This window comes from Rhodocaloribacter sp., assembly GCF_056451265.1.
Genome location: NZ_JBWOPL010000067.1, coordinates 74,260 through 94,912 on the forward strand (window position 1 = coordinate 74,260; position 20,653 = coordinate 94,912).

19 protein-coding genes and 1 pseudogene are annotated in these 20,653 nt (G+C 64.6%); 6 read left to right on the forward strand and 14 right to left on the reverse strand.

Annotation, left to right across the window (positions count from 1 at the left end):
- Nucleotides 1–97: 97 nt before the first annotated feature.
- From AC1HIY_RS12045 to AC1HIY_RS12095, 11 genes are all read right to left on the reverse strand, one after another.
- Nucleotides 98–997, reverse strand: coding sequence for a DUF4249 domain-containing protein (locus AC1HIY_RS12045; RefSeq protein ID WP_479576987.1), 900 nt, complete (start codon nt 995–997; stop codon nt 98–100).
- A complete protein-coding gene (locus AC1HIY_RS12050; RefSeq protein ID WP_479576988.1) occupies nt 994–3,255 on the reverse strand; it encodes a TonB-dependent receptor in 2,262 nt (753 codons plus the stop codon). Before AC1HIY_RS12050 ends, AC1HIY_RS12045 begins: the two co-directional genes overlap by 4 nt.
- A gap of 29 nt (nt 3,256–3,284) precedes the next feature.
- Entirely contained in the window at nt 3,285–5,489 is a 2,205-nt protein-coding gene (locus tag AC1HIY_RS12055) for a tetratricopeptide repeat protein (RefSeq protein WP_479576989.1), read from the reverse strand.
- Nucleotides 5,490–5,789: 300 nt separating this feature from the next.
- On the reverse strand, nt 5,790–6,254 hold the full coding sequence (smpB, locus tag AC1HIY_RS12060; protein WP_479576990.1) for an SsrA-binding protein SmpB: 465 nt from the start codon (nt 6,252–6,254) through the stop codon (nt 5,790–5,792).
- A 23-nt stretch (nt 6,255–6,277) separates the two neighbouring features.
- Nucleotides 6,278–7,093, reverse strand: coding sequence for an MqnA/MqnD/SBP family protein (locus tag AC1HIY_RS12065; protein WP_479576991.1), 816 nt, complete (start codon nt 7,091–7,093; stop codon nt 6,278–6,280).
- A 158-nt stretch (nt 7,094–7,251) separates the two neighbouring features.
- Nucleotides 7,252–7,602: a 50S ribosomal protein L19 gene (gene rplS, locus AC1HIY_RS12070; protein ID WP_479576992.1), complete on the reverse strand. Its 351-nt coding sequence runs from the start codon at nt 7,600–7,602 to the stop codon at nt 7,252–7,254.
- A gap of 102 nt (nt 7,603–7,704) precedes the next feature.
- Nucleotides 7,705–8,400, reverse strand: coding sequence for a tRNA (guanosine(37)-N1)-methyltransferase TrmD (gene trmD, locus AC1HIY_RS12075; RefSeq protein WP_479576993.1), 696 nt, complete (start codon nt 8,398–8,400; stop codon nt 7,705–7,707).
- A 56-nt stretch (nt 8,401–8,456) separates the two neighbouring features.
- On the reverse strand, nt 8,457–8,987 hold the full coding sequence (rimM, locus tag AC1HIY_RS12080) for a ribosome maturation factor RimM (protein ID WP_479576994.1): 531 nt from the start codon (nt 8,985–8,987) through the stop codon (nt 8,457–8,459).
- 66 nt (nt 8,988–9,053) lie between these two features.
- The gene (gene rpsP, locus AC1HIY_RS12085; RefSeq protein WP_479576995.1) at nt 9,054–9,824 is read right to left on the reverse strand and encodes a 30S ribosomal protein S16; all 771 of its coding nucleotides are present in this window, start codon (nt 9,822–9,824) and stop codon (nt 9,054–9,056) included.
- A gap of 53 nt (nt 9,825–9,877) precedes the next feature.
- The gene (ffh, locus tag AC1HIY_RS12090; protein ID WP_479576996.1) at nt 9,878–11,227 is read right to left on the reverse strand and encodes a signal recognition particle protein; all 1,350 of its coding nucleotides are present in this window, start codon (nt 11,225–11,227) and stop codon (nt 9,878–9,880) included.
- A 177-nt stretch (nt 11,228–11,404) separates the two neighbouring features.
- Complete coding sequence (locus AC1HIY_RS12095) at nt 11,405–11,782, reverse strand: carboxymuconolactone decarboxylase family protein (RefSeq protein ID WP_479576997.1); 378 nt, start codon at nt 11,780–11,782, stop codon at nt 11,405–11,407.
- 95 nt (nt 11,783–11,877) lie between these two features.
- On the opposite strand from AC1HIY_RS12095, the gene AC1HIY_RS12100 reads away from it, so the two are divergent.
- The 3 genes from AC1HIY_RS12100 to AC1HIY_RS12110 are packed head-to-tail and all read left to right on the forward strand — an operon-like array spanning nt 11,878 to nt 13,513.
- Nucleotides 11,878–12,504, forward strand: coding sequence for a 5-formyltetrahydrofolate cyclo-ligase (locus AC1HIY_RS12100; RefSeq protein WP_479576998.1), 627 nt, complete (start codon nt 11,878–11,880; stop codon nt 12,502–12,504).
- 34 nt (nt 12,505–12,538) lie between these two features.
- Nucleotides 12,539–13,261 (forward strand): PspC domain-containing protein, encoded by a 723-nt coding sequence (locus AC1HIY_RS12105; RefSeq protein WP_479576999.1) that lies wholly within the window; start codon nt 12,539–12,541, stop codon nt 13,259–13,261.
- A gap of 57 nt (nt 13,262–13,318) precedes the next feature.
- Entirely contained in the window at nt 13,319–13,513 is a 195-nt protein-coding gene (locus AC1HIY_RS12110; protein WP_479577000.1) for a PspC domain-containing protein, read from the forward strand.
- 10 nt (nt 13,514–13,523) lie between these two features.
- Here the strand turns inward: AC1HIY_RS12110 and AC1HIY_RS12115 are convergent, their stop codons facing one another.
- Together AC1HIY_RS12115 and AC1HIY_RS12120 are read right to left on the reverse strand one after the other, a co-directional pair.
- Nucleotides 13,524–14,816, reverse strand: coding sequence for a M16 family metallopeptidase (locus AC1HIY_RS12115; RefSeq protein ID WP_479577001.1), 1,293 nt, complete (start codon nt 14,814–14,816; stop codon nt 13,524–13,526).
- Nucleotides 14,817–14,858: 42 nt separating this feature from the next.
- Nucleotides 14,859–16,184: a M16 family metallopeptidase gene (locus AC1HIY_RS12120; RefSeq protein WP_479577002.1), complete on the reverse strand. Its 1,326-nt coding sequence runs from the start codon at nt 16,182–16,184 to the stop codon at nt 14,859–14,861.
- Nucleotides 16,185–16,478: 294 nt separating this feature from the next.
- On the opposite strand from AC1HIY_RS12120, the gene AC1HIY_RS12125 reads away from it, so the two are divergent.
- The 3 genes from AC1HIY_RS12125 (at nt 16,479) to AC1HIY_RS12135 (ending at nt 20,000) form a co-directional block, all read left to right on the forward strand.
- Nucleotides 16,479–17,279, forward strand: coding sequence for a PorV/PorQ family protein (locus AC1HIY_RS12125; RefSeq protein WP_479577003.1), 801 nt, complete (start codon nt 16,479–16,481; stop codon nt 17,277–17,279).
- Nucleotides 17,280–17,287: 8 nt separating this feature from the next.
- Nucleotides 17,288–19,459 carry a ComEA family DNA-binding protein gene (locus tag AC1HIY_RS12130; protein WP_479577004.1) on the forward strand — a complete coding sequence of 724 codons (2,172 nt, stop codon included), beginning with the start codon at nt 17,288–17,290 and terminating at the stop codon, nt 19,457–19,459.
- A 151-nt stretch (nt 19,460–19,610) separates the two neighbouring features.
- A complete protein-coding gene (locus tag AC1HIY_RS12135; RefSeq protein WP_479577005.1) occupies nt 19,611–20,000 on the forward strand; it encodes a response regulator in 390 nt (129 codons plus the stop codon).
- Between the two features lie 88 nt (nt 20,001–20,088).
- Here the strand turns inward: AC1HIY_RS12135 and AC1HIY_RS12140 are convergent.
- Nucleotides 20,089–20,653, reverse strand: a pseudogene (locus AC1HIY_RS12140) (hypothetical protein); the annotation flags it as partial.

The window sequence follows — 20,653 nt, forward strand, 5'->3', positions numbered from 1 at the left end:
GACTTCTCTCCGGGCCGGACGCAGATAGTACGCCGCCTTTGAGCGCATGGTTCACGCCCGACGGGTCTGCCTCCCTTTTCACGGGATCCTGCTTCCGCTAGCGATTGAGCACCGTAAAACCGGCTTTCTTGATCACGTCGTCAGCGGGGAGGATGTCGAGGGCGAGCGGATAGCCGGCGCCCACGAAGCCGAGACCCCGCTCGACGTTTGAAAAGAGACCGGGCGCGGCGAGCACCTCGGGATCGAACGCGCCTCCGGGAGGGCTCCACTCACGGTTGACGATCATCACGCGCAAGGTGAGTTCGAGAAGGGCGGGAGCCGTGACGAAGAGGTTTCGCGCGAAATAGGCTTCCCGGATGACGTCCCGGTCGCCGGAGAGATCGACCGGGATGCGCCATCCATCGCTTTCCAGAAGGACACGGTCGTCATACGAGATGACGGTTTCGAGCCGGTCCACGGCGAGGGTGTCGTTGAGGGCTTTGCCGGTGTAATAGACCACCTCCACGCGGAGCAGGCGCGGAGCCTCCGGCGACACACGCACGGGCAGGGTCACGTCCTGAAAGTCGATCTCAGGCGCGCGGACTTCGGGGGTCACCTCGGGGGGCGTCTGCACCTCCGCCACGGAGACCGCCCCATCCGAGCGCGCGGCTTCGAGGCGATAGGTGCGCGCAAAGTCGGCCCGGAACGGCGACCAGTATACGTGTCCGAACGAGCCGTCGAGGAACTGCACCACGGAATCCCGCCATACCCTCTGCGATCCCGTCTCGAGTTCCGTCGAGGTCACCACGGCGTCGAGGGCATCGGGGCCGGAGGTGACGAGCAGCCCTTCCACGGGGAAAACGCGCACGGCCTGCGTGTCGGCGAGCGGGTTGAAGAAACCGAAGAGCGAGAACGCCGCGTCGGACCCCGACACCGCATCGACGGACGTCTCGCATCCGGTCCACAATCCGGCGCCCATCACGAGCGCGGCGACGATCCAGGCGCGTCGTGGTCTCATCGGAAAACCATTTTTACCCCGAAAGACGGGAGGAACGGAAGCTGATCGACGCGCTGAAGGGTGAACACGTCGAGGTAAAAGAGGTTGCGCCGGTCGTACACATTGATCGCCCCGGCCTGAAGCGTCAGACGAGCCGAGGGAAGCTCGAACGTCCGGGCGACGGATACGTCGAGGCGGTGATACGTCGGCAGGATGCCTTTGAAGGGCCGGTCGAAGATGACGCGGCGGCTGCCCGGCTCCTCGAAGACGTTCACGGGACCGTCGAGGAGGACGAAGCCGTCGAAGCCGAAGGCTTGATTGAACGGCAGCCCGGAGCCGAACTGCCACCGCGCGCTCACCTCGAAGCCGCGCACCTGCGTGCTCGCCAGCACGTTGACCTGATGCCGGCGATCGTGCGGCGGGCGGTACTTCAGCGTCTCCGTGCCGAACCAGAGCAGCAGCGACCGCTGTTTCGCTTCGTATTCGACGGACGAGAGCCCGTACGTGACGAAGCCGTAGAAACGGGGCCACCGGAACTCGACGCGGAGGTCGAGCCCGCGCGCCGTGCCCTCGGCGGGCTGAAGCCGCGTGGTGAAGCGGGGGAACGGCGTCCATTCCGGGACCGAGAGGTTTTTCAGATCCTTGAAAAACCCTTCGAGGCTTACCTCCAACCACGGCGCGGGTTGGACCCGGTACCCGAGCAGGACGTGCACGGCGCGAGGGACCCCTCCGAAGGGAGTCGCCGTCCAAGCGGTGAATACGCTCGCAGCGTCGCGACGATCGTTCAGCCCCACGATGCCCTGATGGTAGACGCCGAGGGCGCCGCTCACCTCGTGCCGGCCGCGCGTCCACACGATCCGCACGCGGGGTTCGAGGAACGCGCGCCTCTTGCTCGGAAAGGCATGCACGCGAAAACCCGGTCGCACGCGGACCGCGGGGGTGAGCGCAAGGTCCGGCTCAAAGTAGACCCCCACCTCCGTCTCGAAGCGGGTGTCGAGGGCGAGCAACTGAAAGAGGCCGTTCAGTTCGCTGTCGAGCTTTGTGGTCCGGGCAAAGACGCCCCAGTGAAACTCCGATTGGCCGGCGAAATACGTGATGTGCCCTTCGCCGCCGAAGTGGCCGATCTCCGAGCGTCGCTCCGGCCCCTGGCCTGCGCCGAGCGTCGAGGTCAGCCGCGCCCCATTGACGAGGAACTCGGCGAGGATCGGCAGCCGGTCCGGGAGGATGAGGTATCGGACGCCGTAGGCCTCGTTGTCCCACCGGATCTCCTCGTCGGGCCGCCCGCTGATGCTCGCGCCTACGAGCCCGGTATCGAACGAGCGGAGCGCGGTCACCGAGAGCTGATTATTCCGGTTGAGGAGGAGGTGAATCTTCCCGAAGAGGTCCCCGAAACGGAACGGGAGCGGCTGTGCGACGAGACGCTCGCCCGCCTCTCTGACGACGGAAAGCCGCCCCGAGAGCATCACCGAGATGCGATCTTTCCAGAGCGGTCCTTCGACCCGGAGGCCGCTGACGAACGGCGCGAGCGAGACCACGCCCTCGAAGCGGCGCTTGTTGCCGTTGCGCGTGGCCACGTCGATGACCGACGAGAGCCGCCCGCCGAAACGCGCGCCGAAGCCCCCCGCGTAGACGTCCACCTGACTGAGCACGTCGGAGGGAAAGGCGGAGAAGAAGCCGAGGATGTGGAACGGCTGATAGACCTGAATGCCGTCGAGGAGGATGAGGTTGTGCCACGGTTCGCCGCCGCGGACGAAGAGCTGCCCGCCCCGGTCGCCGAGGCTGACCATGCCGGGGAGCGTGGTGAGGTACGCCGCGAGGTCGCCGGAGACGTCGGGCGTCGGGATGCGGTCGATGTCGCGGGGGCGGATGATCTGTTGCCCGGCGGTGACGCGCGCCGCGCCGCCCTCCCGTTCCGTCTCGACGATCACCTCTTCGAGACCCACTTCGGCGGGGGTGAGCGCAAAGTTGAGCGCCCGGACCTCCCCTTTCGCGAGCGCGAGCGCCGTCTCGAAGGGTTCGAACCCGATGAAGGTGGCGCGGAGCGTATACGTTCCCGCCGGGATGCGGGAAAGGACGAAGAAGCCGTCCTTGTCCGTGGCCGTTCCGGCGATGAAAGCGCTGTCCGCTTCGAGCACCACATTGACGCCTTGCATCGCCTGGCCGTCGCTCACATCGGTGACGAAGCCCCGGACGGCAGCCGTCTGCGCCCATCCGCCGGAGGCCATGCCCGTGAGCACCACCCCGAGCAGCATGCCGAGCCCTCGTATCCGTACGTTCAAGCCGCCCTCTCATTCATGAAAAAAAACGCTCATTCGAGCCGGAGCGCCCGCCGGGCTTCGGCCGTCGTGCCCCGCACGAGGTCTTTCACCCGGACGGCAAGCACATACGCCCCGGGATTCTCCGATGATGCGTCGAGGATGAGATATTGCCCTTCGTCGACCGACGCCCCCCGGCCCTCGAACCGCGCCGAGACGCCCGTCGCACGTTCGCCGCCGAAGGCTTTCCGGATGAGCTTTTCGAGCCCCTTCGCATCGTCGCCCTTGACGAGCACTGCCTCCACCTCATACCGCGTCTGCCCTGAGGCGTCGCGGGCGAGATTGTACATCTCGAAGTAAAAATAGATCGGCTCTTCCCGGTGAAAGACGCCCCACGGCGCGGGCAGCACGGCGAGATCGCGTCGGTGGATCCATCCCGGCGGCGGCGCGTCGGCTTCCGTCTCTTCCACGCCATAGGCCAGCATCACGTCGCTCAGCCGAAGCCGGTCCTTCGGAAAGGCCGTCAGGGCAATGCGGGTCCGTTCAAATCCTTCCACGGTGTCCGCCGCCAGGGGCGCGAACTCGACCGAAAGCACATACTTCCCTCCGGGCACGTGGAGCGTGTGCGTGTCGATCCGGTACGTCGCCTCCGCGAACGCGGCCACCGGCCCTTGCCCCGGAGCGAGCGTCCGGCGATGCTCCGCCGCAAGGCCGTCGTTCCCCTTCACGAGAAACGCCCCGGTGCGCACCGCCGCCTCCGGCGACAGCGGCACGCCATACGCGACGTACAGGTCCGTCACGCCGTCCTTCCCCTTGAACGCACTCGCCCGGTAAGGAAACGTCACGCGATGGTCCGTATCGAAGTCGAAGCGCTCCGGCGTCTTCCGAAAGGTCTCGGGTCCGAGAATCGCGAAGTCGTTCTCCCAGACTCCGCGCGGCGGGCGGAACCCTTCAAAGTCAGAAGCGGAAGGGGAATAAAAATAGAATCTTCCGGCCTTGGCGAGATCCATAAACTTGAAGTGGAAGTCGCCATAGTGGAAGACCATGTACCGGTCGGCTCGGGTGGTGTATTGCGCCTCGGCGGGGGGCTCGCCATACCGGACGACGACCTGCCCCGGCTCGGTCTCCCATCCCCGCTTCCCCTCCTCCATGGCTCCGAACCGGAGGTCGGCATAGACGAGGCGGGCGTCGTGCTCGAGAAGGCGTTCGTTCAGCGGCGTGAGGAAACGCGGGTCCCGGCTCTCCCAGAAACTGCGTGCGATGCCGGACGAATCCGCATCATACCGGACCTGTTCGACGAGGGGGAGGAAATATGCCACGTCCTCGAAGGCGCGCCGCTGACGGGCGGGCATGAGAGCGATGCCGCGCGCAAAACTTTTGGCCGCCCCTTCGAAATCCCCGGTTCGAACCTGAAAATACCCGCGATACAGCCACGTGTCGGCGGCATCGGGAAAGTGGACGCGCATCGTGTCGAGGACGGGGAAAGCGTCGGTGTACGCGCCGCGGAGCGCATAGGCGCGCATGAGGAGCGTGTATACGTCGCGCCACGCGGGAGCGGCGGCGAGCGCGCGCCTCAGGTGGGCGACGGCGTCGTCATAGGCGGCGAGGGCGGCGCCGTGCCGGGAGGTCGTCGGGATCTCAAAGCCCGAACCCAGTTCGTCGATGAAGACGACGGAAGCCTCCCCCTCCGTTTCCACGAGCCGTGCTTCGAGCAGAAAAGCCGCGTCGGTCATCGCCGCCTCTTCGAGCGAAAGGAGCGCCGTCCGGCGGCTCACGCTGCCGAAGTCGACCGCGTGGAAATTCTCCCGAAAGCCCTCGAAGGCCCATGCGCCAAGAACGAAGTGCGCCACGGCATTGTCGGGATCGCGTTCAAGGATCCGGTCCGCGAGATCGATGCGTTTCTTCGCCTGATAAAGCGGAAGGAAGGAAGAGCCGTGGAAATATTTCCGCCAGAGTTCGACTTCGAGATAGCGGAGGTTGTCGGGGTCGCGCTCGAGGGCCTTTTTGATGTCGTCTCCGGCTCGTCCCGGATCGAGGAGCGGTGTTTCGAGGAAAATGCGGGCAAGGTAGTAATAGGCGTCGGCAAACGCGGGGTCGTCGCGGACGACCGTTTCGAGCGCCTCGACGGCGTCGGCATACCGCCCCTCCTCGAACGCCTCCACGCCGCGCGCGAACCATGCGGCGCTCCCCTGCCCCGCCGCCGCTAAGGGCCACATGAACGCCGAAAGGAGGATGCCGATGAAGGTCTTGACGGTCACGGTCTTGTCGGCGCTCGGCCCATTATTCCACAATAGCCTCGTGCGTGCGCACGCATGCGGGAGCACGTTCACACACGTCAACGAGGCTTCCAGGGGTCAAACATCGCGCCTCGAACGATCGTATGCCAGGGCCAAAATAAAGGCACGATGCGCCAGAGCTTATACGTTCCAGACCTTTCCCGCCTGACCCGGTTCCCGGACCCTCCTCCGGCGGGCGTCTCGACCGTGAAAAGCGGCCGGAGCGTCCTGTGGGAAAGGGCGACTGTACGGATCGGGCGACACCCCTTCCCGGCGTCCGGGTCATTCGGCGAGACCGCCCCGTCTCGCCCGTTCCAGGCGGCGGCGCGTATCACGCTCGGCGATGTCGGCGCGCTTGTCGTAGAGTTTTTTCCCGCGCGCGAGCCCGATCTCCACTTTGGCGACCCCGTTCCGGAAATACAGTTTGAGCGGGACGATCGTATACCCTTTCTGCCGCGCCGCCTTCGCCCAGCGGTCGATCTCGCGGCGGTGAAGGAGGAGTTTTCGCTTGCGCGTGGGGTCGTGGTTGACGTGGTGGCTGTGGCGATAGGGAGCGATGTGCGCCTGATACAGATACATCTCGCCGTCTTCCACCGCGCAGAACGCATCCTGGAGGTTGGCGCGCCCTTCGCGGAGCGCCTTCACCTCGGTTCCGGTCAGCGCGAGCCCCGCTTCGAGGGTATCCTCGATGGCGTACTCATGACGCGCCTTCCGGTTGGTCGTGATGACTTTGATGCCTTCTGCCATGGGTTTTTGGCGTGGAAATGAAGTCAGAGCAGTGGACGGTGCTCGTCTTCCTCATCGTCGGCGATGGCAATGAGGGGCAGCAGAGGGGTCTCCTCCGTCACGCCGTAGAAATACAGATAGTCGCCGAATTTGGTCAGGCTTGCCAGCGCGAGGTCGTCGAGGCGGACGCGGAGGTTTTCGAGGTAGAACGAATGGAGTTCGGGATACGTCTCCCGGGTCTGCAGCCAGAGATCGCGTTGTTCGTCCGAGGCGGCGACGGCGTCGCGGAGGATGCGGGCGAAGGGTTCGTCGGCCTCCCCCTTCCGCGTGGCGAAAAGCCCCCAGACCATCGGGTAGTTGGTGAGTTCGTACCATTCCTGCCCCAGGTCCATCGCGTAGCGGGGCGTCTGCAGCCCCGGCGCATCCACGCCGATGATGAGGGCGGCGTCCTCTCCGGCGGCGAGCATCTCCTTCAAGGCGGGCGTTTCGTACGGCTTGAGCACAGGCTCGGCGCCGTAGTGCTCGCTCAGGATGATGCGCGCCACGAGCGCTTCCTGGGCATAACGTGGATCGACGGCAAGCGTGCGAATGGGGCGGTCGAGCTTTTCCCGAGTGACGAGGCGGGCGAAGGGATAGTCCCACGTCGAGAGGGCGACGGCGGGCAACGCATCGAAGGCCTCGGTGTCCCGGAGCACGCTGAGCGCAGGCACGAGCGCCACGTCGGCGAGCCCCGCCCGGAGCCACCGTTCACATTCGGCCCGGCTGCCGCGCACGATCTCGACGTCCGACGGCGCCGCACCGGACAGAAAACCCGAGACGAGAAACTCGGCGGTCGGTTCGTTCCAGATGGCCAGTCGCATAGCGGTATGCTGCCTGAGGATGGAGAGACGGCTCGATCCGATGGGTCGGGCCGAGAGCCGCCTTTCATCATGGACCCATACGCCCAAAAACCGCCGGTCTGCGCGCACAGCCGGCGGTTTCGGGAAAGCTTGAAGAGCCGTGGTGCGCCCGGAGGCGTTTACCGGCGGCGTTCGCGGATACGGGCGGATTTCCCCCGGCGCTCGCGCAGATAATACAGCTTCGCCCGGCGAACGCGTCCGTAACGCACAACCTCGATCTTCGCGACTTTCGGCGAAAACACGGGGAAGATCCGCTCGACGCCCACACCGTTCGAGACTTTTCGCACCGTGAAGGTGCGCCGCGCCCCGGAACCCTTGAACGCGATGACGACGCCCTGAAACTGCTGAATCCGTTCCTTCTCGCCCTCGACGACGCGAACGTGAACGTTGACGGTATCGCCGGCGGCGAACTCGGGCACATCGTCTTTGAGCTGGGTCGCCTCAACCAGGTTAATGTAATCGGTAGCCATGGCGCGCCTCCTTTATCGTAAGCTGAATGAGCTTTTTTCGGTTAACGGAATACGGTTCACTGCGGACAGCGAAGGTTTGAAACAGGTAAGCGCCGAGCGACCTCACTCGTCTCCGAGGAGGTCGGGGCGGCGTTCTCGTGTTTTATGCAAGCGTTCGGCTTCGCGCCAGGCCGCCACCTTCTTGTGATCGCCGGAGCGAAGCACGTCGGGCACGCTCATGCCGCGAAACGTGGCGGGCCGGGTGTATGCCGGCGCGTCGAGCAGCCCGTCCTGGAACGAGTCGGACAGCGCCGAGGTCGCGTCCCCGAGCACCCCGGGGATCAGCCGGACGAGCGCATCGACGACGACGAGGGCCGGCAGCTCTCCGCCGCTGAGCACATAGTCGCCGATGGACAGCTCCCGCGTGACGAGCACATCCCGCACCCGCTGATCGACGCCTTTGTAGTGTCCGGCCAGCAGCACCACGTGTTGCTTCATGGAAAGCTCGTTGGCGATGCGCTGGTCGAACCGTTCGCCGTCGGGCGTGAGGTAGACGACCTCGTCGACGGCGCCCCCTTCGGCTTCGGCCTCGGCCTTTAACGCTTCAATACATGCAAAGATCGGTTCCGGCTTGAGCACCATCCCGGCGCCCCCCCCGAAGGGGTAATCATCGAGCGTTCGGTGCTTGTCGGTCGCGTAGCGCCGGAGGTCGTGGACGCGGACGTCCACCAGCCCCTTTTGCCGGGCGCGCCGGAGGATGCTGTGCTCCAGGGGCCCGGCAACGATCTCCGGCAACGCGGTCACAATGTCAATTCGCATCATCCAAAACGGTCGGGGCGGCGGAGAAAAGAGCGCCATCCCTTGCTGGGCCGGTATCAGTCGAGCAGCCCCTCGATGGGACGAATCACGACGCAACCGGCGTCAAAGTCTACGTCGACGAGAAAGGGGGCGACGGCGGGGACCATCGCCTCCGCTCCTCCTTTACGCTCCAGTAGCAAAATGTTTTGGGCCGGCATCTCCAGCACGTCTTTGACGCGCCCGAGCACCTTGCCCGCTTCGTCCTTCACCGCGAGCCCGACGAGATCGTCGAAAAAGAACTCACCCTCCGCAAGCGGCGGCAGGTCTTCTGCTCGTGCGAAGACGCCTGTCTTTCGCAGCGCTTCGGCGGCGTCCCTCGTCTCGACACCTTCGAGCTTGAGCACGACCATCGTGCCGCGCCGCGTCTGCTGGAAACGCACGGCTTCGACGGTCTGCGGCTGTGCGCGCGCGGAGTCGGTTCCGAGAAAGACCGTGGCAAGCCCACGAAAACGTCCGGGGTCGTCTGTCTCGGGCCAGACCTTCACTTCGCCGCGCACGCCGTGCGCCCGAAAGATCTTCCCCATCAGCAACAGGCTTCCCTTTTCCAAAGCGATTACGGATTCCGGGCGCGGACGGCCTTCGCCTCCCGGCAAACGACCACCCCAACCCATCCTCTATTCTTCCTTTTTCTCTTCGGCCTTGGCTTCCGGCTCGGCTTTGGCTTCCGGCTCGGCTTTGACTTCCGGCTCGGCTTTGGCTTCCGGCTCGGCCTTGGCTTCCGGCTCGGCCTTGGCTTCCGGCTCGGCCTTGGCTTCCGGCTCGGCCTTGGCTTCCGGCTCGGCTTTGGCTTCCGGCTCGGCCTTGGCTTCCACCGGAGGAGCGTCGACCTCAGCCTGTGCCACGTTGGCGGCTTCCTGGGCGGCCTTCGCTTCGGCGGCAGCTCGGGCGCGTTCCTCGGCGGCCTTCCGCTGAGCCGCCTCTGCTTCCGCCTTGGCTTTGGCCTCTGCTTCGGCGCGCTTCCGGGCCTCCTCGGCCTCCCGCTCGGCGGCAGCCTTGCGCTCGGCCTCAAGGGCCGCCTCGCGACGGGCGCGGGGCGTCAGCTTGATGGTCTTGAGGTCCTTCTCGGCACGGGTGGCACAGTGAGCCTCCACCTTCGCCCAGATCTCCTCTTCGGGGACCCCTTTGCGTTTCAGGTGAAGCGCCAGCATGAGCCCTTGTCGGCTCAAAAGGCTGCGGACCGTCTCGCTGGGCTGTGCGCCGTTTTCGAGCCAGTACAGCACCCGGTCGCTGCGCAACTGCACGCGGGCAGGCTCGTGCAACGGTTCATACCGCCCGAGGTCCTCAATGAAACGACCGTCGCGGGGACTCCGCGAATCCGCTGCCACCACGGCGTATATCGGGCGCTTTTTGCGGCCCATCCGGCGTAAACGAAGTTTGACTGACACGTCTATCTCTGGTTGGTTGTCTGTAGTTTCTCTTTCGATTTAAGGCTCCGCGCTCACCTGCCGCCCAGCAGCTGCGACAGGTTAACGTTTCGACCTTTGCCCATGAGCTTGGTCATGGTTTTCATCATTTTCTTCATGTCCCGAAACTGCTTCAGCAACTGATTCACGTCCTGCACTTCGAGACCACTCCCGGCGGCGATGCGACGGCGGCGGGAGCCGTTGATGATCTCGGGACGACGACGCTCCTCCGGCGTCATCGCGTTGATCAACGCCTCGATATGCTTGAACGCATCGTCATCGATGTCGAGGTCGCGCACCTGACGTCCGACGCCGGGGATCATGCCGAGCAGATCGCGCATCGACCCCATCTTCTTCAGCTTTTCCAGCTGATCCTTGAAGTCCTCGAGGTTGAACGACTCGGTGCGGATCTTCTTCTGAAGCTTCTCCGCCTGTTTGGCGTCGAACTGTTCTTGCGCCCGCTCCACGAAAGACACCACGTCGCCCATGCCGAGGATGCGCTGGGCCATGCGGTCCGGGTAAAACGGCGTGAGCGCGTCGAGCTTCTCCCCGGTGGAGGCGAACTTGATCGGCTTGCGCACGACCGAGCGGATCGAGAGCGCCGCGCCGCCCCTCGTGTCGCCGTCAAGCTTGGTCAGCACCACGCCGTCGAAGTCGAGGCGCTTATTGAACTCGAGCGCGGTGTTTACCGCATCCTGCCCCGTCATGGCGTCGACGACGAACAGAATCTCGGTCGGCTCGACGGCCTTTTTGATGTCCGCCACCTCCTTCATCATCTTCTCGTCGACGTGGAGACGTCCGGCGGTGTCGATGATGAGGATGTCGCGTGCCTTGCGGCGGGCCTCGGAGAGCGCTTCGCGCGCCACGCGCACGGCGTCCTGCACGATCTTGCCGTCTTCCTCTACGGAGTACACCGGCACGTCGATGGAGGACGCAAGCATCTTGAGCTGATCGACGGCGGCGGGACGGTATACGTCGGCGGCAGCGATCATGGGGGCGCGCCCCTTGCTCTTGAAGTAGTTCGCCAGCTTTCCGCAGAACGTCGTCTTCCCTGAACCCTGCAACCCGGCCACGAGGATCACCGTGGGCGGCCGGGGCGAGAACGTGACGTCGACGTGCGTGTCTCCGAGAAAATGCACCAGTTCGTCATAGACGATCTTGACGAGCTGCTGCCCGGGCGAGACGGACTTGAGCACCTCCTCCCCCAGCGCCTTTTCCTTCACGCGCTCGGTGAAGTCCCGCGCCACCTGATAGTTCACGTCGGCATCGAGCAGCGCGCGCCGAATCTCCCGCATCGACTGCGTGATGTTCAGCTCGTTGATGCGCCCCTGTCCGCTGATGTTCTTCAGGGCGCCTTCAAGTTTTTCGCTAAGACTATCGAACATGAAGGTTGGTCTCGGTCACTGTTTAAAAACGGCCCGACCGCCGCGAATTCGGCAGGCTGGAGCCGTCCTACGTCCGTCTATGCACAGACGAGATAATTTAAAGCATCAGGAAGGCAATTCCAACGTAAACGGGCGCCTCTTGTGCCGCGCGCCTCCTTGCCCGAAGCCCGTTCCCGCCTAATCCTCCGTATTTTCACGGGCGCGTAAAAGGTCGATGGTCTCGACGGCGTGCCGCAGATGCGGGATCACGATGGACCCGCCGACGACGAGCGCCACGTGCATGGCCTCATCGAGTTCTTCATCCGAAAAGCCCGCCGCCACACAGTTGCCGAGGTGATAGTCGATGCAGTCATTGCACCGGAGCACCATCGAGGCGACGAGGCCGAGCAGTTCCTTCGTACGGGCTTCGAGGGCGCCGTCCCGATAGGCGGCGGCGTCGAGACTGAAGAAGCGCTTCGTGCCGAGGTGCTTTTTCTCGTCGAGGATGCGCCGGTTCATGCGCGCCCGATAGGCCTCGAACGCGGCGAGACGATCCGGCTCGTGGTTCTCATGCATGAGCATCTTCCGCTGGTCGGTGAACGATCCCTGGTATGTCGCGCGCGTTTCGTAGTTTCACCGGAAACCCGCTCCTTTCCCCAATCGCTCATCCTGTGGAAACGACCGCACAGGCCAAAGAAGCACTCCGCGAACGGTTTCGCGCCTTTCGCGCGCGACTGAGCGAGGCGGAATACCGCGCGCGTTCCCGCGCCATCGTCGCGCGCATGCTGACCGTACCGGAACTCGGGCAGGCCGAGACGATCCACGTCTACTGGCCCATGACGGCGCGTCGCGAAGTGGATGTGCGCCCACTCATCGCCCATCTGGCGACGAAAAACAAACAAATCGTGCTTCCCGTCGTTGTTACTTTTGGACGAGCGAAAGCCGGTATGCCGCGCCTCCGTCACGTCCGTTTGACCGGCGAGACCGCGTTCCGGGTCAACCGATGGGGCATCCATGAACCCGTTGGTGTGGAAACCGTTCCTCCGGAAGCGCTCGACCTCGTGATCGTCCCTGCGCTCGGAGCCGGACGCAACGGCTTTCGCATCGGACAGGGACTCGGCTATTATGACGAGTTTCTCGCCGGGCTCACCGTGCCGACGCTGTGTCCGGTCTATGCCGAATGCCTCGTCGAGTCCGTGCCTTCGGAGCCGCACGACGTCCCCGTCTCGATCCTCGTCACCGAGCACGAGGTCGTCCGGCCGGCGCCCACCGTAACCTCTCCGAGCGAAGAACCGTAACACGCCTGACACCTAAAACGGGACCTCATCAAGGATGAAGACGCGCACTCGCAGATCCGTACAAGAGCCAGAACAGGACGCCTCGGCATTCCTTTACGAAGCGGAAGAGGAGGACCTTCTCAACCTCGAAAACCTGACGGAAGAGGAACTCGAAGCCATGCTTTTCGAGGAGGATGACACCTCTTCGAAAAGTCCTTTCAACCTGCCCACCATCGCCGGGCTTTCGCTGATCCTCGTCGGGGTTGGCTACATTTTTCAACAACTCGGCCTGTGGAACGGGCTCGATTTCAGTCTGCTGGCGGGCATGCTCCCGTGGCTGGCGGGCATCCTCATCATCCTGCTAGGCTTCGGCGTGCTCTCGTGGAGCCCCGAACGGAAGAAACAACGCGCGCGCATGCGCGCCGAGGCCGCGGCTCGGAAAGCCGGTTCACGCAAAAGCGCCCGGGCCCGCGCCTCCAAAGCAAGCAGCGCGAAGCGAAGCGCCGCTTCGAGCTCCCGCGCCAAGGTGAAGGCGACCCAGGTCAAACGACGACTCCAGAAATCGCGGAACAAGAAAATTTCGGGCGTGTGCGCCGGCCTCGCGGAATATTTCGGCATCGACCCGACGCTCGTTCGTATCGCCTTCGTAATCGGCACGATTGCCTCCGGGGGTCCGTTCATCCTGGCCTACTTCATCCTGGCGATCATCATGCCGAACCCGGACAAGCCGCCGAAATTGACCCCGGAAGAGCGCATCAAAATCATCCGCGACAGTTGATACCGCCTGCCCCTTCGATGCCCGGTGCTCCGGAACCATCAACCTCAAACCCCATCGATGAGCATGACGAAAAGCCTGACCCGATCCCGCCACAACAAGATGATCGCCGGAGTGTGTGGCGGCATCGCCGACTACTTCGGCTGGGACCCCACGCTCGTCCGCGTCGGATACGTGCTCGCGAGCGTCCTCTTCGCGGGTTTCCCCGGCCTGCTCGTCTACATCATCCTCGCGCTCGTCATCCCGCAGCGGTAGCCTGCTCCGCTCACACCGCCACCTCATCCGGCAGCATGCCCGCCATCGCGAGCTGGAACCGATCCGGGTGGAAATACCGACGGACGGCTTCGTTCACCGCCTCGAGGGTCACGGCGGAGACTTCGTCGGGGAAACGGTCGAGGTACCCGACGTCGAAGCCACGCTCGGCGTTTCGGAGGAGCGTGGCCGCCAGCCCCGTGGTCGTCGCCATATCCACTTTGAACTTCCCCGTGACGGTGGTCTGCTTCTCGGCCAGCTCCGCTTCGGTCGCCCCACCTTCGACGAAGCGTTGCACCTCGGCCACCGTCGCTTCGATGCCCCGTTGCACGTTTTCCCGGCTCAGCGTGACGCCGACCTGCCAGTGTCCCTCATAGTCGGCGCTGATGCCATACAGGCTGGAATTGATCCCGTAGGTCAGCCCCATCTCGTCGCGGATGACGCTCATGAGGCGCGCGGAGAAGTTGCCGCCGAGGATGAAGTTGCCGAGGAAGAGGGGGAGGTACGCCGCATCCTGGCGTCGCACCGGGAGGCCGTGTCCCATGCGGACGTCCACGTTCTGTTTGTCCGGGACGGGCACGAGGCTGCGCCCCGGCGCTTCTTCCTCGGCATGCTCGGCATACGACGCCTGCTCCGTGCCCGGCGTCCACGCGCCCAGGCGCTCCCGCAGGACGGCCTCGGCAGCCTCCACATCGAGGTCGCCGACGAGCGCCGTCGTCAGGTCGTTCGCGCCGAAGTGTTTCGCGTGAAAGGTCCGCACGTCATCCACGGTGATCGTAGCGAGGCGCTCGAGGTCTTCTTCCGGCGGGGGCTGATAGTTCGGATGTGCCCGCCCATAGATCCGCCGGGAAAGCGCCGCGGAAGCCTGCGAAGCCGTGTTCTCCATCGAGCGCCGGAGCGAGGCGGCCAGTTGTGCCCGCGCCTTCTCGAATTCCCCGGCGTCGAAAAGCGGCTCGATGAGTTCCTCCGCCAGAATGGCCAGCACCTCGGACAGATCGTCTCGGAGGACACGACCGGAGAAAACCACCCGGAGACCGTCGGAGAAGAACTGAAGCTGCGCACCCCGGCTCTCGAGTGCCTCGGCGATGGCGAAGCGGTCCCGGCGGCGCGTGCCCTTGTCGAGGAGCAACACGGCCAGATCCTGAACCAGGTCCTGACCCTCGGCGAAATCGGGGTAGACTTTGAAGGAACCCCGGATCGCCACGACGTCGCGCACGGGGGTGCGAAGGGCAAGCATCCGACACGCTCCCGCCCGGCGCTCTTCCACACGTTCAGCGAAGGGCCTGGTCTCGGTATCGATGGACATGGAACAAGCTTGTTTTTTTGAGAAAGAAAGGCGGCGGTGGGATCAGTCGTCCCGCGTGGGGATGTAGTGCCCGACCGTTTTTCGCTCATCCACGACGTAGGCGCTCGCGACGCGCCGGACGTCCTCGAGCGTGACGCGGTCGATGCGTTCGAGGTACGTGGTGTACAGCTTCCAGTCGCCCGCCGCGATAGCCTCGTTGAGCTGGCTGGCGACGGCGAACGGGCCGTCCCGGCTGAAGGCTTCCTCCGCCTTGAGCTGGCTCTTCGCCCGCGCGAGTTCGGCTTCCGAAAGTCCCTCTTCCTTGATCTCTTCGAGCGCTTCTCCGATGGCGCGCTCCACCTCTTCGTGCGTCCGCTCCGGCGCGAGCATGGCGAGCACGTAGAAGAGACCGGGGTCCCGGAACCGCGAAGCCGAAGCAAAAACGTGGGTGGTCAATCCCTGGTCGGTGAGGCGACGGTAGAGACGACTGTTCTTGCCCGTGGCGAGCGCCACCGCCAGCACGTCGAGCGCGTCGGCGTCGGGGTCGAGGGCGGCGGGCGATTTGTAGGCGATCATGACCGAGCCGAGCTGCCCCGCCTGCCGCACGGCGAGCCACCGCTCCCCGCGTTGTTCGGGCTCCTCCGTGTACACCGTCGGGATGGGCTCGGGCGAGGAAGGGATCTTCCCGAATTGAGCCTCCACGAGCCGGAGCGCTTCCGCCCGGTCGAAGTCGCCGATGATGCTGACGGTGGCGTTGTTCGGCCAGTAGAACGTGTCGTAGAAATGCCGGAGCCCCGCGGTGGTCACGTGCTCGATGTCGCTTCGCCAGCCGATGGTGGGATGATGATACGGGTGCGCCACGAAGGCGGCGGTCCACACGGCGTGATAGAGCTTGCGCATCGGCTCGTTCTCGCCCCGGTCGAACTCGTTGAGAATCACCGTTCGTTCGCTCTCGAGGTCTTCCGCACTGATGCGCGCGCCCCGCATCCGGTCGGCTTCGATCTCTATGGCGAGGGCAAGGTGTTCCTTCGGAAGAAGCTCATAATAGTTGGTCCGGTCGAGCCATGTGGTCGCGTTCACCTGTGCCCCCACCCGCTGAAGCACGTTGAAGATGGTGGTCCCCTTCTCTTTGTTGAAGCGCTCCGTGCCTTTGAACATCAGATGTTCGAGAAAATGGGTCGCGCCGGTGAGACCGACCGACTCGTTCCGGCTGCCCACACGGTACGTGACCATGAACGTGACCACGGGCGCGGCCGCTTCGGGCAGCAGGAGCACCTGTAAGCCATTGCTTTTCAGTCGGTATTCCTCGATGCCGCCGGACGATTCGACGAAGGTGAACGCCTCGGGAACGTCCCGGCTGAGACCGGCTTCGTTTTCGATGACTTGCATGGGCTCAAACGTGGCTTCGATGACCCGGCGCGCGACGCTGTGAACCGAAAGGTTTTGCGCGGCGCACCGGGAAAGGGCGAAAGGAAAGGGAATATACCCCTCGCGCAGGAAATGTTTCTCCGAGAAGGGCGTCGATTATTTCTCGCCTCCTCACTGGCATTTCTGCCTCTTCCGGGAGTACTTTTGCCCCAAGATCGGCCTCTCCCCTGCAATTTTTCCCTGGTATTTCTCTCACGCGCGCCCATGATCGGCGCGGGTCCTTCTTCCGGAATGCACACGCACCGTCCTTTCCTTTTGCTTCTTCTCGGTTGTCTGGCTTGTTTCGCACGAACGGCCCCGGCGCAGTCGCTCGAAGGGGGCGCGCGCGCGGTGGCGCTCGGCAGCGCCGCCACCGCGCTCCACGATGACGTATGGGGCCATGGCAACCCCGCCGTGTGGGCCACGCGCGAGGGCCGCGCCGTATCGTTCTTTGCCAGCGAAGCGTTCGGGCTCTCGGAGCTTCGCCTCGGCGCGATGCAGCTTGTCGAGCCGACGCGTTTCGGCACGTTCGCCCTCGGCGCGCGCACCTTCGGCTTCGACGGCTTCCGGGAGTCGCACCTCGACCTGGGCTACGCACGCGGCTTCAGCCTCGGCACCTCCCGCAAGATCTATCTCGGGGTGCGCCTGCGGTATTATCAGGTCTCGATCGAGAAATACGGCAGCCGGGGCACGGTGGGGCTCTCGGTCGGTTGGCTGGCGGCGGTGCTCCCAAAGGTGTACGCCGGCTTTCAGGCGACGAACCTCAACGCACCCAGGCTCGCCGGGCGCGAGGAGTTCGAGCGGACCCTTTCCTTCGGCCTGAGTTACCTCCCCGATCCGCGTTTCCGCCTCCTCGCCGACGCCGTCAAGGACGTCCGTTTCCCCCTCTCCCTGCGCGCCGGGCTGGAGGTCCTTCCGGTGCAGGCGCTCGCGCTCCGGGCCGGCGTCACCACCGAGCCGACCCGCTTCACCACGGGCGTAGGCGTCCGCCTGAGCCGCCTCGCCGCCGACGTGGCGGCGGAACGGCACGAGGTGCTCGGCTGGTCGCCCGCGTTCTCCCTCAGCGTGCTCTGGTGAGCGAGGCCATGCCGCGCGCTCCTTCTCCCCTCGCCCCTCGCACCGGCAGCGCCCGGCGACCGCTGCCGCACCTCCTCACCGTGCTTGTCCTCTTCACGCTCGCGGTCCCCGCGCGCGCACAGGTCGAACCGGACACGACAACGGTCGAGCAAGACGTGGAGAACGCCCTTGAAGACCTCGACGTCGAAAACGGCGACCCGACCCAGCTCGTCGAGCGGCTCACCTACCTCGCCGAGAACCCGCTCGACATCAACGCCGCCACGGCCGAGGAGCTCGCGCAGATCCCGGCCATCAGCCTCCCGCTTGCCCAGAAGATCGTGCGGTTTCGGGAGAACTTCGGCCTCTTCGGCTCGATTCCCGAGCTTCGGACCATCGAGGGCATGACCGACGAGGTGTACGACCGCGCCCGCCCCTATCTCACCATCGGCAAGACGCTCGAACCGACGGCTCCCTCCCCGTCGCGCTATCCGCCGCCCCCCTCTTTCCGCGAAATCCTCGGAGGACTTCAGTATGAGCTCATCGAGCGCGTCACGCGCCGCCTCGACCTCGGGCGCGGCTTCTCGGACGACACCTCCCGCACGACGTACCTCGGCTCGCCCGAACGGCTCTATACCCGCATCCGCGCGCGCTTTCGACGCCGCTTCAGCCTGAACCTGACCCTCGACAAAGACCCCGGCGAGCCCTTCAAATGGGATCCCAGGACGAACACGTATGGGTACGATTACGTCTCGGCACACCTCGCGCTTGCCGACTTCGGGCGGATCAAGACGCTCGTCGTCGGCGACTTCGACGCGAGCTTCGGGCAAGGCGTGGTGCTCTGGCGGAGTTTCGCCCCGGGGAAGAGCCGCGAGACCGTCCGGCCCGTGACGCGCTTCGGCTCCGGCATCCGGCCCTACGGCTCCACCGAAGAGAACCGCTTCTTCCGGGGCCTCGCCGCCACGGTCATGCTCACGCCCCGGCTGGCCCTCTCCGGCTTCGCCTCGCGCCGCAGCCTCGACGCCTCCGTGCTCGAACCCGACACCACCGCGCTCGAACCCGGCGAGCCGGTCGGCGTGACGACCACCTTTTCGACGAGCGGCCTCCACCGCACCCCCACCGAACTCGCCCGAAAAGACGCGCTCACCGAGACCCTCATCGGCGGCGACGTCAGCTTCTCCACGGGCCTGGCCCGGGTGGGCGTGGTGGGCTATCACGCAACGTTCGACCGCACCGTGCGCCCGGGCGACGCCCCCTTCCGACGCTTCGACTTCTCGGGCAAGCGCGCCGCCATGATCGGCGTGTACGGCCATGCGCCGCTCGGCTTCGCAACGTTCTTCGGCGAGGCGGCACGCGCACCCGGCAATGTTTTCGGCGGCGTCGGAGGCGTGACGGCGCAACTCTCGTCGGACGCCGAAGCGGTCGTGCTCTTCCGCACATACCCGAAAGACTTCGTCAGCCTGCACGGCTTTGCTTTCGGCGAGCGGAACGGAGCCACGCAGAACGAAACGGGCGTTTATGTGGGGTTCCGGCTCCATCCCGACCCGAGATGGCTCATTTCCGGCTATTTCGACCAGTACCGCTTCCCGTGGCTCCGCTTCGGCGTCCCCCGCCCGACGGCGGGCCACGAAGCGCTCCTCGTCGTCGAACACCATCCCCGCCGGTGGATCACGGTGTACGCACAGGCGCGCACCGAGACGAAAGAGGCCGGCGCGAAACTGCTCGACGCGAGCGGCCGCCTCCTCGACGGCGTGCGCCCCCGCACTCGACAGTCGCTTCGCCTCCACGGGGACTATCAATTCAGCCGCGCCCTCCGTTTCCGCGCCCGCCTCGAAGCCGTGCGCTTCTTCGAGGCCGGGGAGCCGGACGCGTACGGCGTGCTCGTCTATCAGGACGTGCGCTGGCGACCCCGCCCCTGGCTCCAGGTCGACGCCCGCCTCGCCCTCTTCGACACGGACAGCTTCGACGCGCGCGTCTTTGCGTATGAAAACGACCTGCTCTATACCTTCGCCGTGCCCTCCTTCTCGGGCCGCGGGCAACGTATGTACGCGCTCGCGAAGATCGCTCCCGACGACCACCTGACCCTTCAAATCAAGCTCGCCGTCACGCGATTCGAAGACGTAGAGACGGTCGGTTCCGGACTCGACGAGACGCCCGGCAACCGCCTCCGCGAACTACGCATACAGATTCGATGGAAATTCTAAAGATTTATCTCGGGATTTTTTTCTATTTTGTCGGCACTTTCCATTATGGCGCATTAATGATTCCCCCTTTCTTTGATTTCCACGCACCTTCGACCGATTCTTAGCCGCCTCAACTTCTCAGTACCCGGATCGGTCCACGCATTATTCATCCATGCCAGGAGAAGAACGCCCGCGACTTCTCGTCGTCGAGGACAATCTCGATACGCAGAAATTATTGGAATACCAGCTCCGAACCCACTTCAGCCTGACGCTGGCGCGGGGGATCGATGAGGCGCTCCAGGCGGCGGCCGACGCCCGCTTCGACCTCTTCATTCTCGACATCAACCTCGGAGAGAAACGGACCGGCATCTATCTCCTCCAGCGCCTCCACGAGATGCCCGTCCACCGCGATACGCCCGCCCTCGCGCTGACGGCCTACGCCCTTCCCGGCGACCGGGAGCGTTTCCTCAAGGTTGGCTTCCACGCTTACATGAGCAAGCCTTTTCTACGCGAAGACCTCCTGCAAACCATCCGAAACGCGCTCGCCGTAGCGGGTAAATGAGACGTTCCCGCAGGATCCGATCCGGCCTCATGCCGGAAAGGCGTTCGTCTCCAGGCCCTTCCAACGCTCGGACAACTCCCTCACGGAATCACTGATACAGCCTTTCGAGAGCGTGACGGGCGCGCGGATCATCGATCCCTTTCAGAAGCTCGAGGGCCTTTCCAGCCTCTCGCGACCCCGGATCTTCCTCGATGATGGCCCTCAGTTCATCGATGAATACGCCGTCGAAGTCTTCCTGCATCCCATGGATGCGTGTGGAAAGAGCATGGATGGCCCCCGTCAGCCCGCCGTCCCCGAAAGCTTCATCGATAGCGGCTTCAAATTCCTCCCCGAAGGCCTCGTCGATAGCGACTTCAAATTCCTCCCCGAAAGCTTCCTCGATAGCGGCTTCAAATTCCTCCCCGAAAGCGTCCTCGATAGCGGCTTCAAAATCCTCCCCGAAGGCCTCGTCGATAGTGACTTCAAAATCCTCCCCGAAGGCCTCCTCGATAGTGACTTCAAAATCCTCCCCGAAAGCTTCCTCGATAGCGGCTTCGAGATTTTGCTGGAGGACGTTCTCCAGAAATGTCTCGGTCCCGTCCGGATAGGTGAGCCGCGCTTCTCGTGAATGGTTCCGCCTTTGCCGCTCGGCGCTCCTTTCTCGAGCGGCAGAG

What these genes read in the sequence shown, in the direction of transcription:
- AC1HIY_RS12045 (WP_479576987.1), bottom strand. Translation starts at nt 997, where the DNA reads ATGAGACCACGACGCGCCTGGATCGTCGCCGCGCTCGTGATGGGCGCC.
- rplS (WP_479576992.1), bottom strand. Translation starts at nt 7,602, where the DNA reads ATGGCTACCGATTACATTAACCTGGTTGAGGCGACCCAGCTCAAAGAC.
- AC1HIY_RS12065 (WP_479576991.1), bottom strand. Translation starts at nt 7,093, where the DNA reads ATGCGACTGGCCATCTGGAACGAACCGACCGCCGAGTTTCTCGTCTCG.
- AC1HIY_RS12130 (WP_479577004.1), top strand. Translation starts at nt 17,288, where the DNA reads ATGCCGCGCGCTCCTTCTCCCCTCGCCCCTCGCACCGGCAGCGCCCGG.
- AC1HIY_RS12115 (WP_479577001.1), bottom strand. Translation starts at nt 14,816, where the DNA reads ATGTCCATCGATACCGAGACCAGGCCCTTCGCTGAACGTGTGGAAGAG.
- AC1HIY_RS12105 (WP_479576999.1), top strand. Translation starts at nt 12,539, where the DNA reads ATGAAGACGCGCACTCGCAGATCCGTACAAGAGCCAGAACAGGACGCC.
- AC1HIY_RS12120 (WP_479577002.1), bottom strand. Translation starts at nt 16,184, where the DNA reads ATGCAAGTCATCGAAAACGAAGCCGGTCTCAGCCGGGACGTTCCCGAG.
- trmD (WP_479576993.1), bottom strand. Translation starts at nt 8,400, where the DNA reads ATGCGAATTGACATTGTGACCGCGTTGCCGGAGATCGTTGCCGGGCCC.
- smpB (WP_479576990.1), bottom strand. Translation starts at nt 6,254, where the DNA reads ATGGCAGAAGGCATCAAAGTCATCACGACCAACCGGAAGGCGCGTCAT.
- AC1HIY_RS12110 (WP_479577000.1), top strand. Translation starts at nt 13,319, where the DNA reads ATGAGCATGACGAAAAGCCTGACCCGATCCCGCCACAACAAGATGATC.
- AC1HIY_RS12135 (WP_479577005.1), top strand. Translation starts at nt 19,611, where the DNA reads ATGCCAGGAGAAGAACGCCCGCGACTTCTCGTCGTCGAGGACAATCTC.
- ffh (WP_479576996.1), bottom strand. Translation starts at nt 11,227, where the DNA reads ATGTTCGATAGTCTTAGCGAAAAACTTGAAGGCGCCCTGAAGAACATC.
- AC1HIY_RS12095 (WP_479576997.1), bottom strand. Translation starts at nt 11,782, where the DNA reads ATGCATGAGAACCACGAGCCGGATCGTCTCGCCGCGTTCGAGGCCTAT.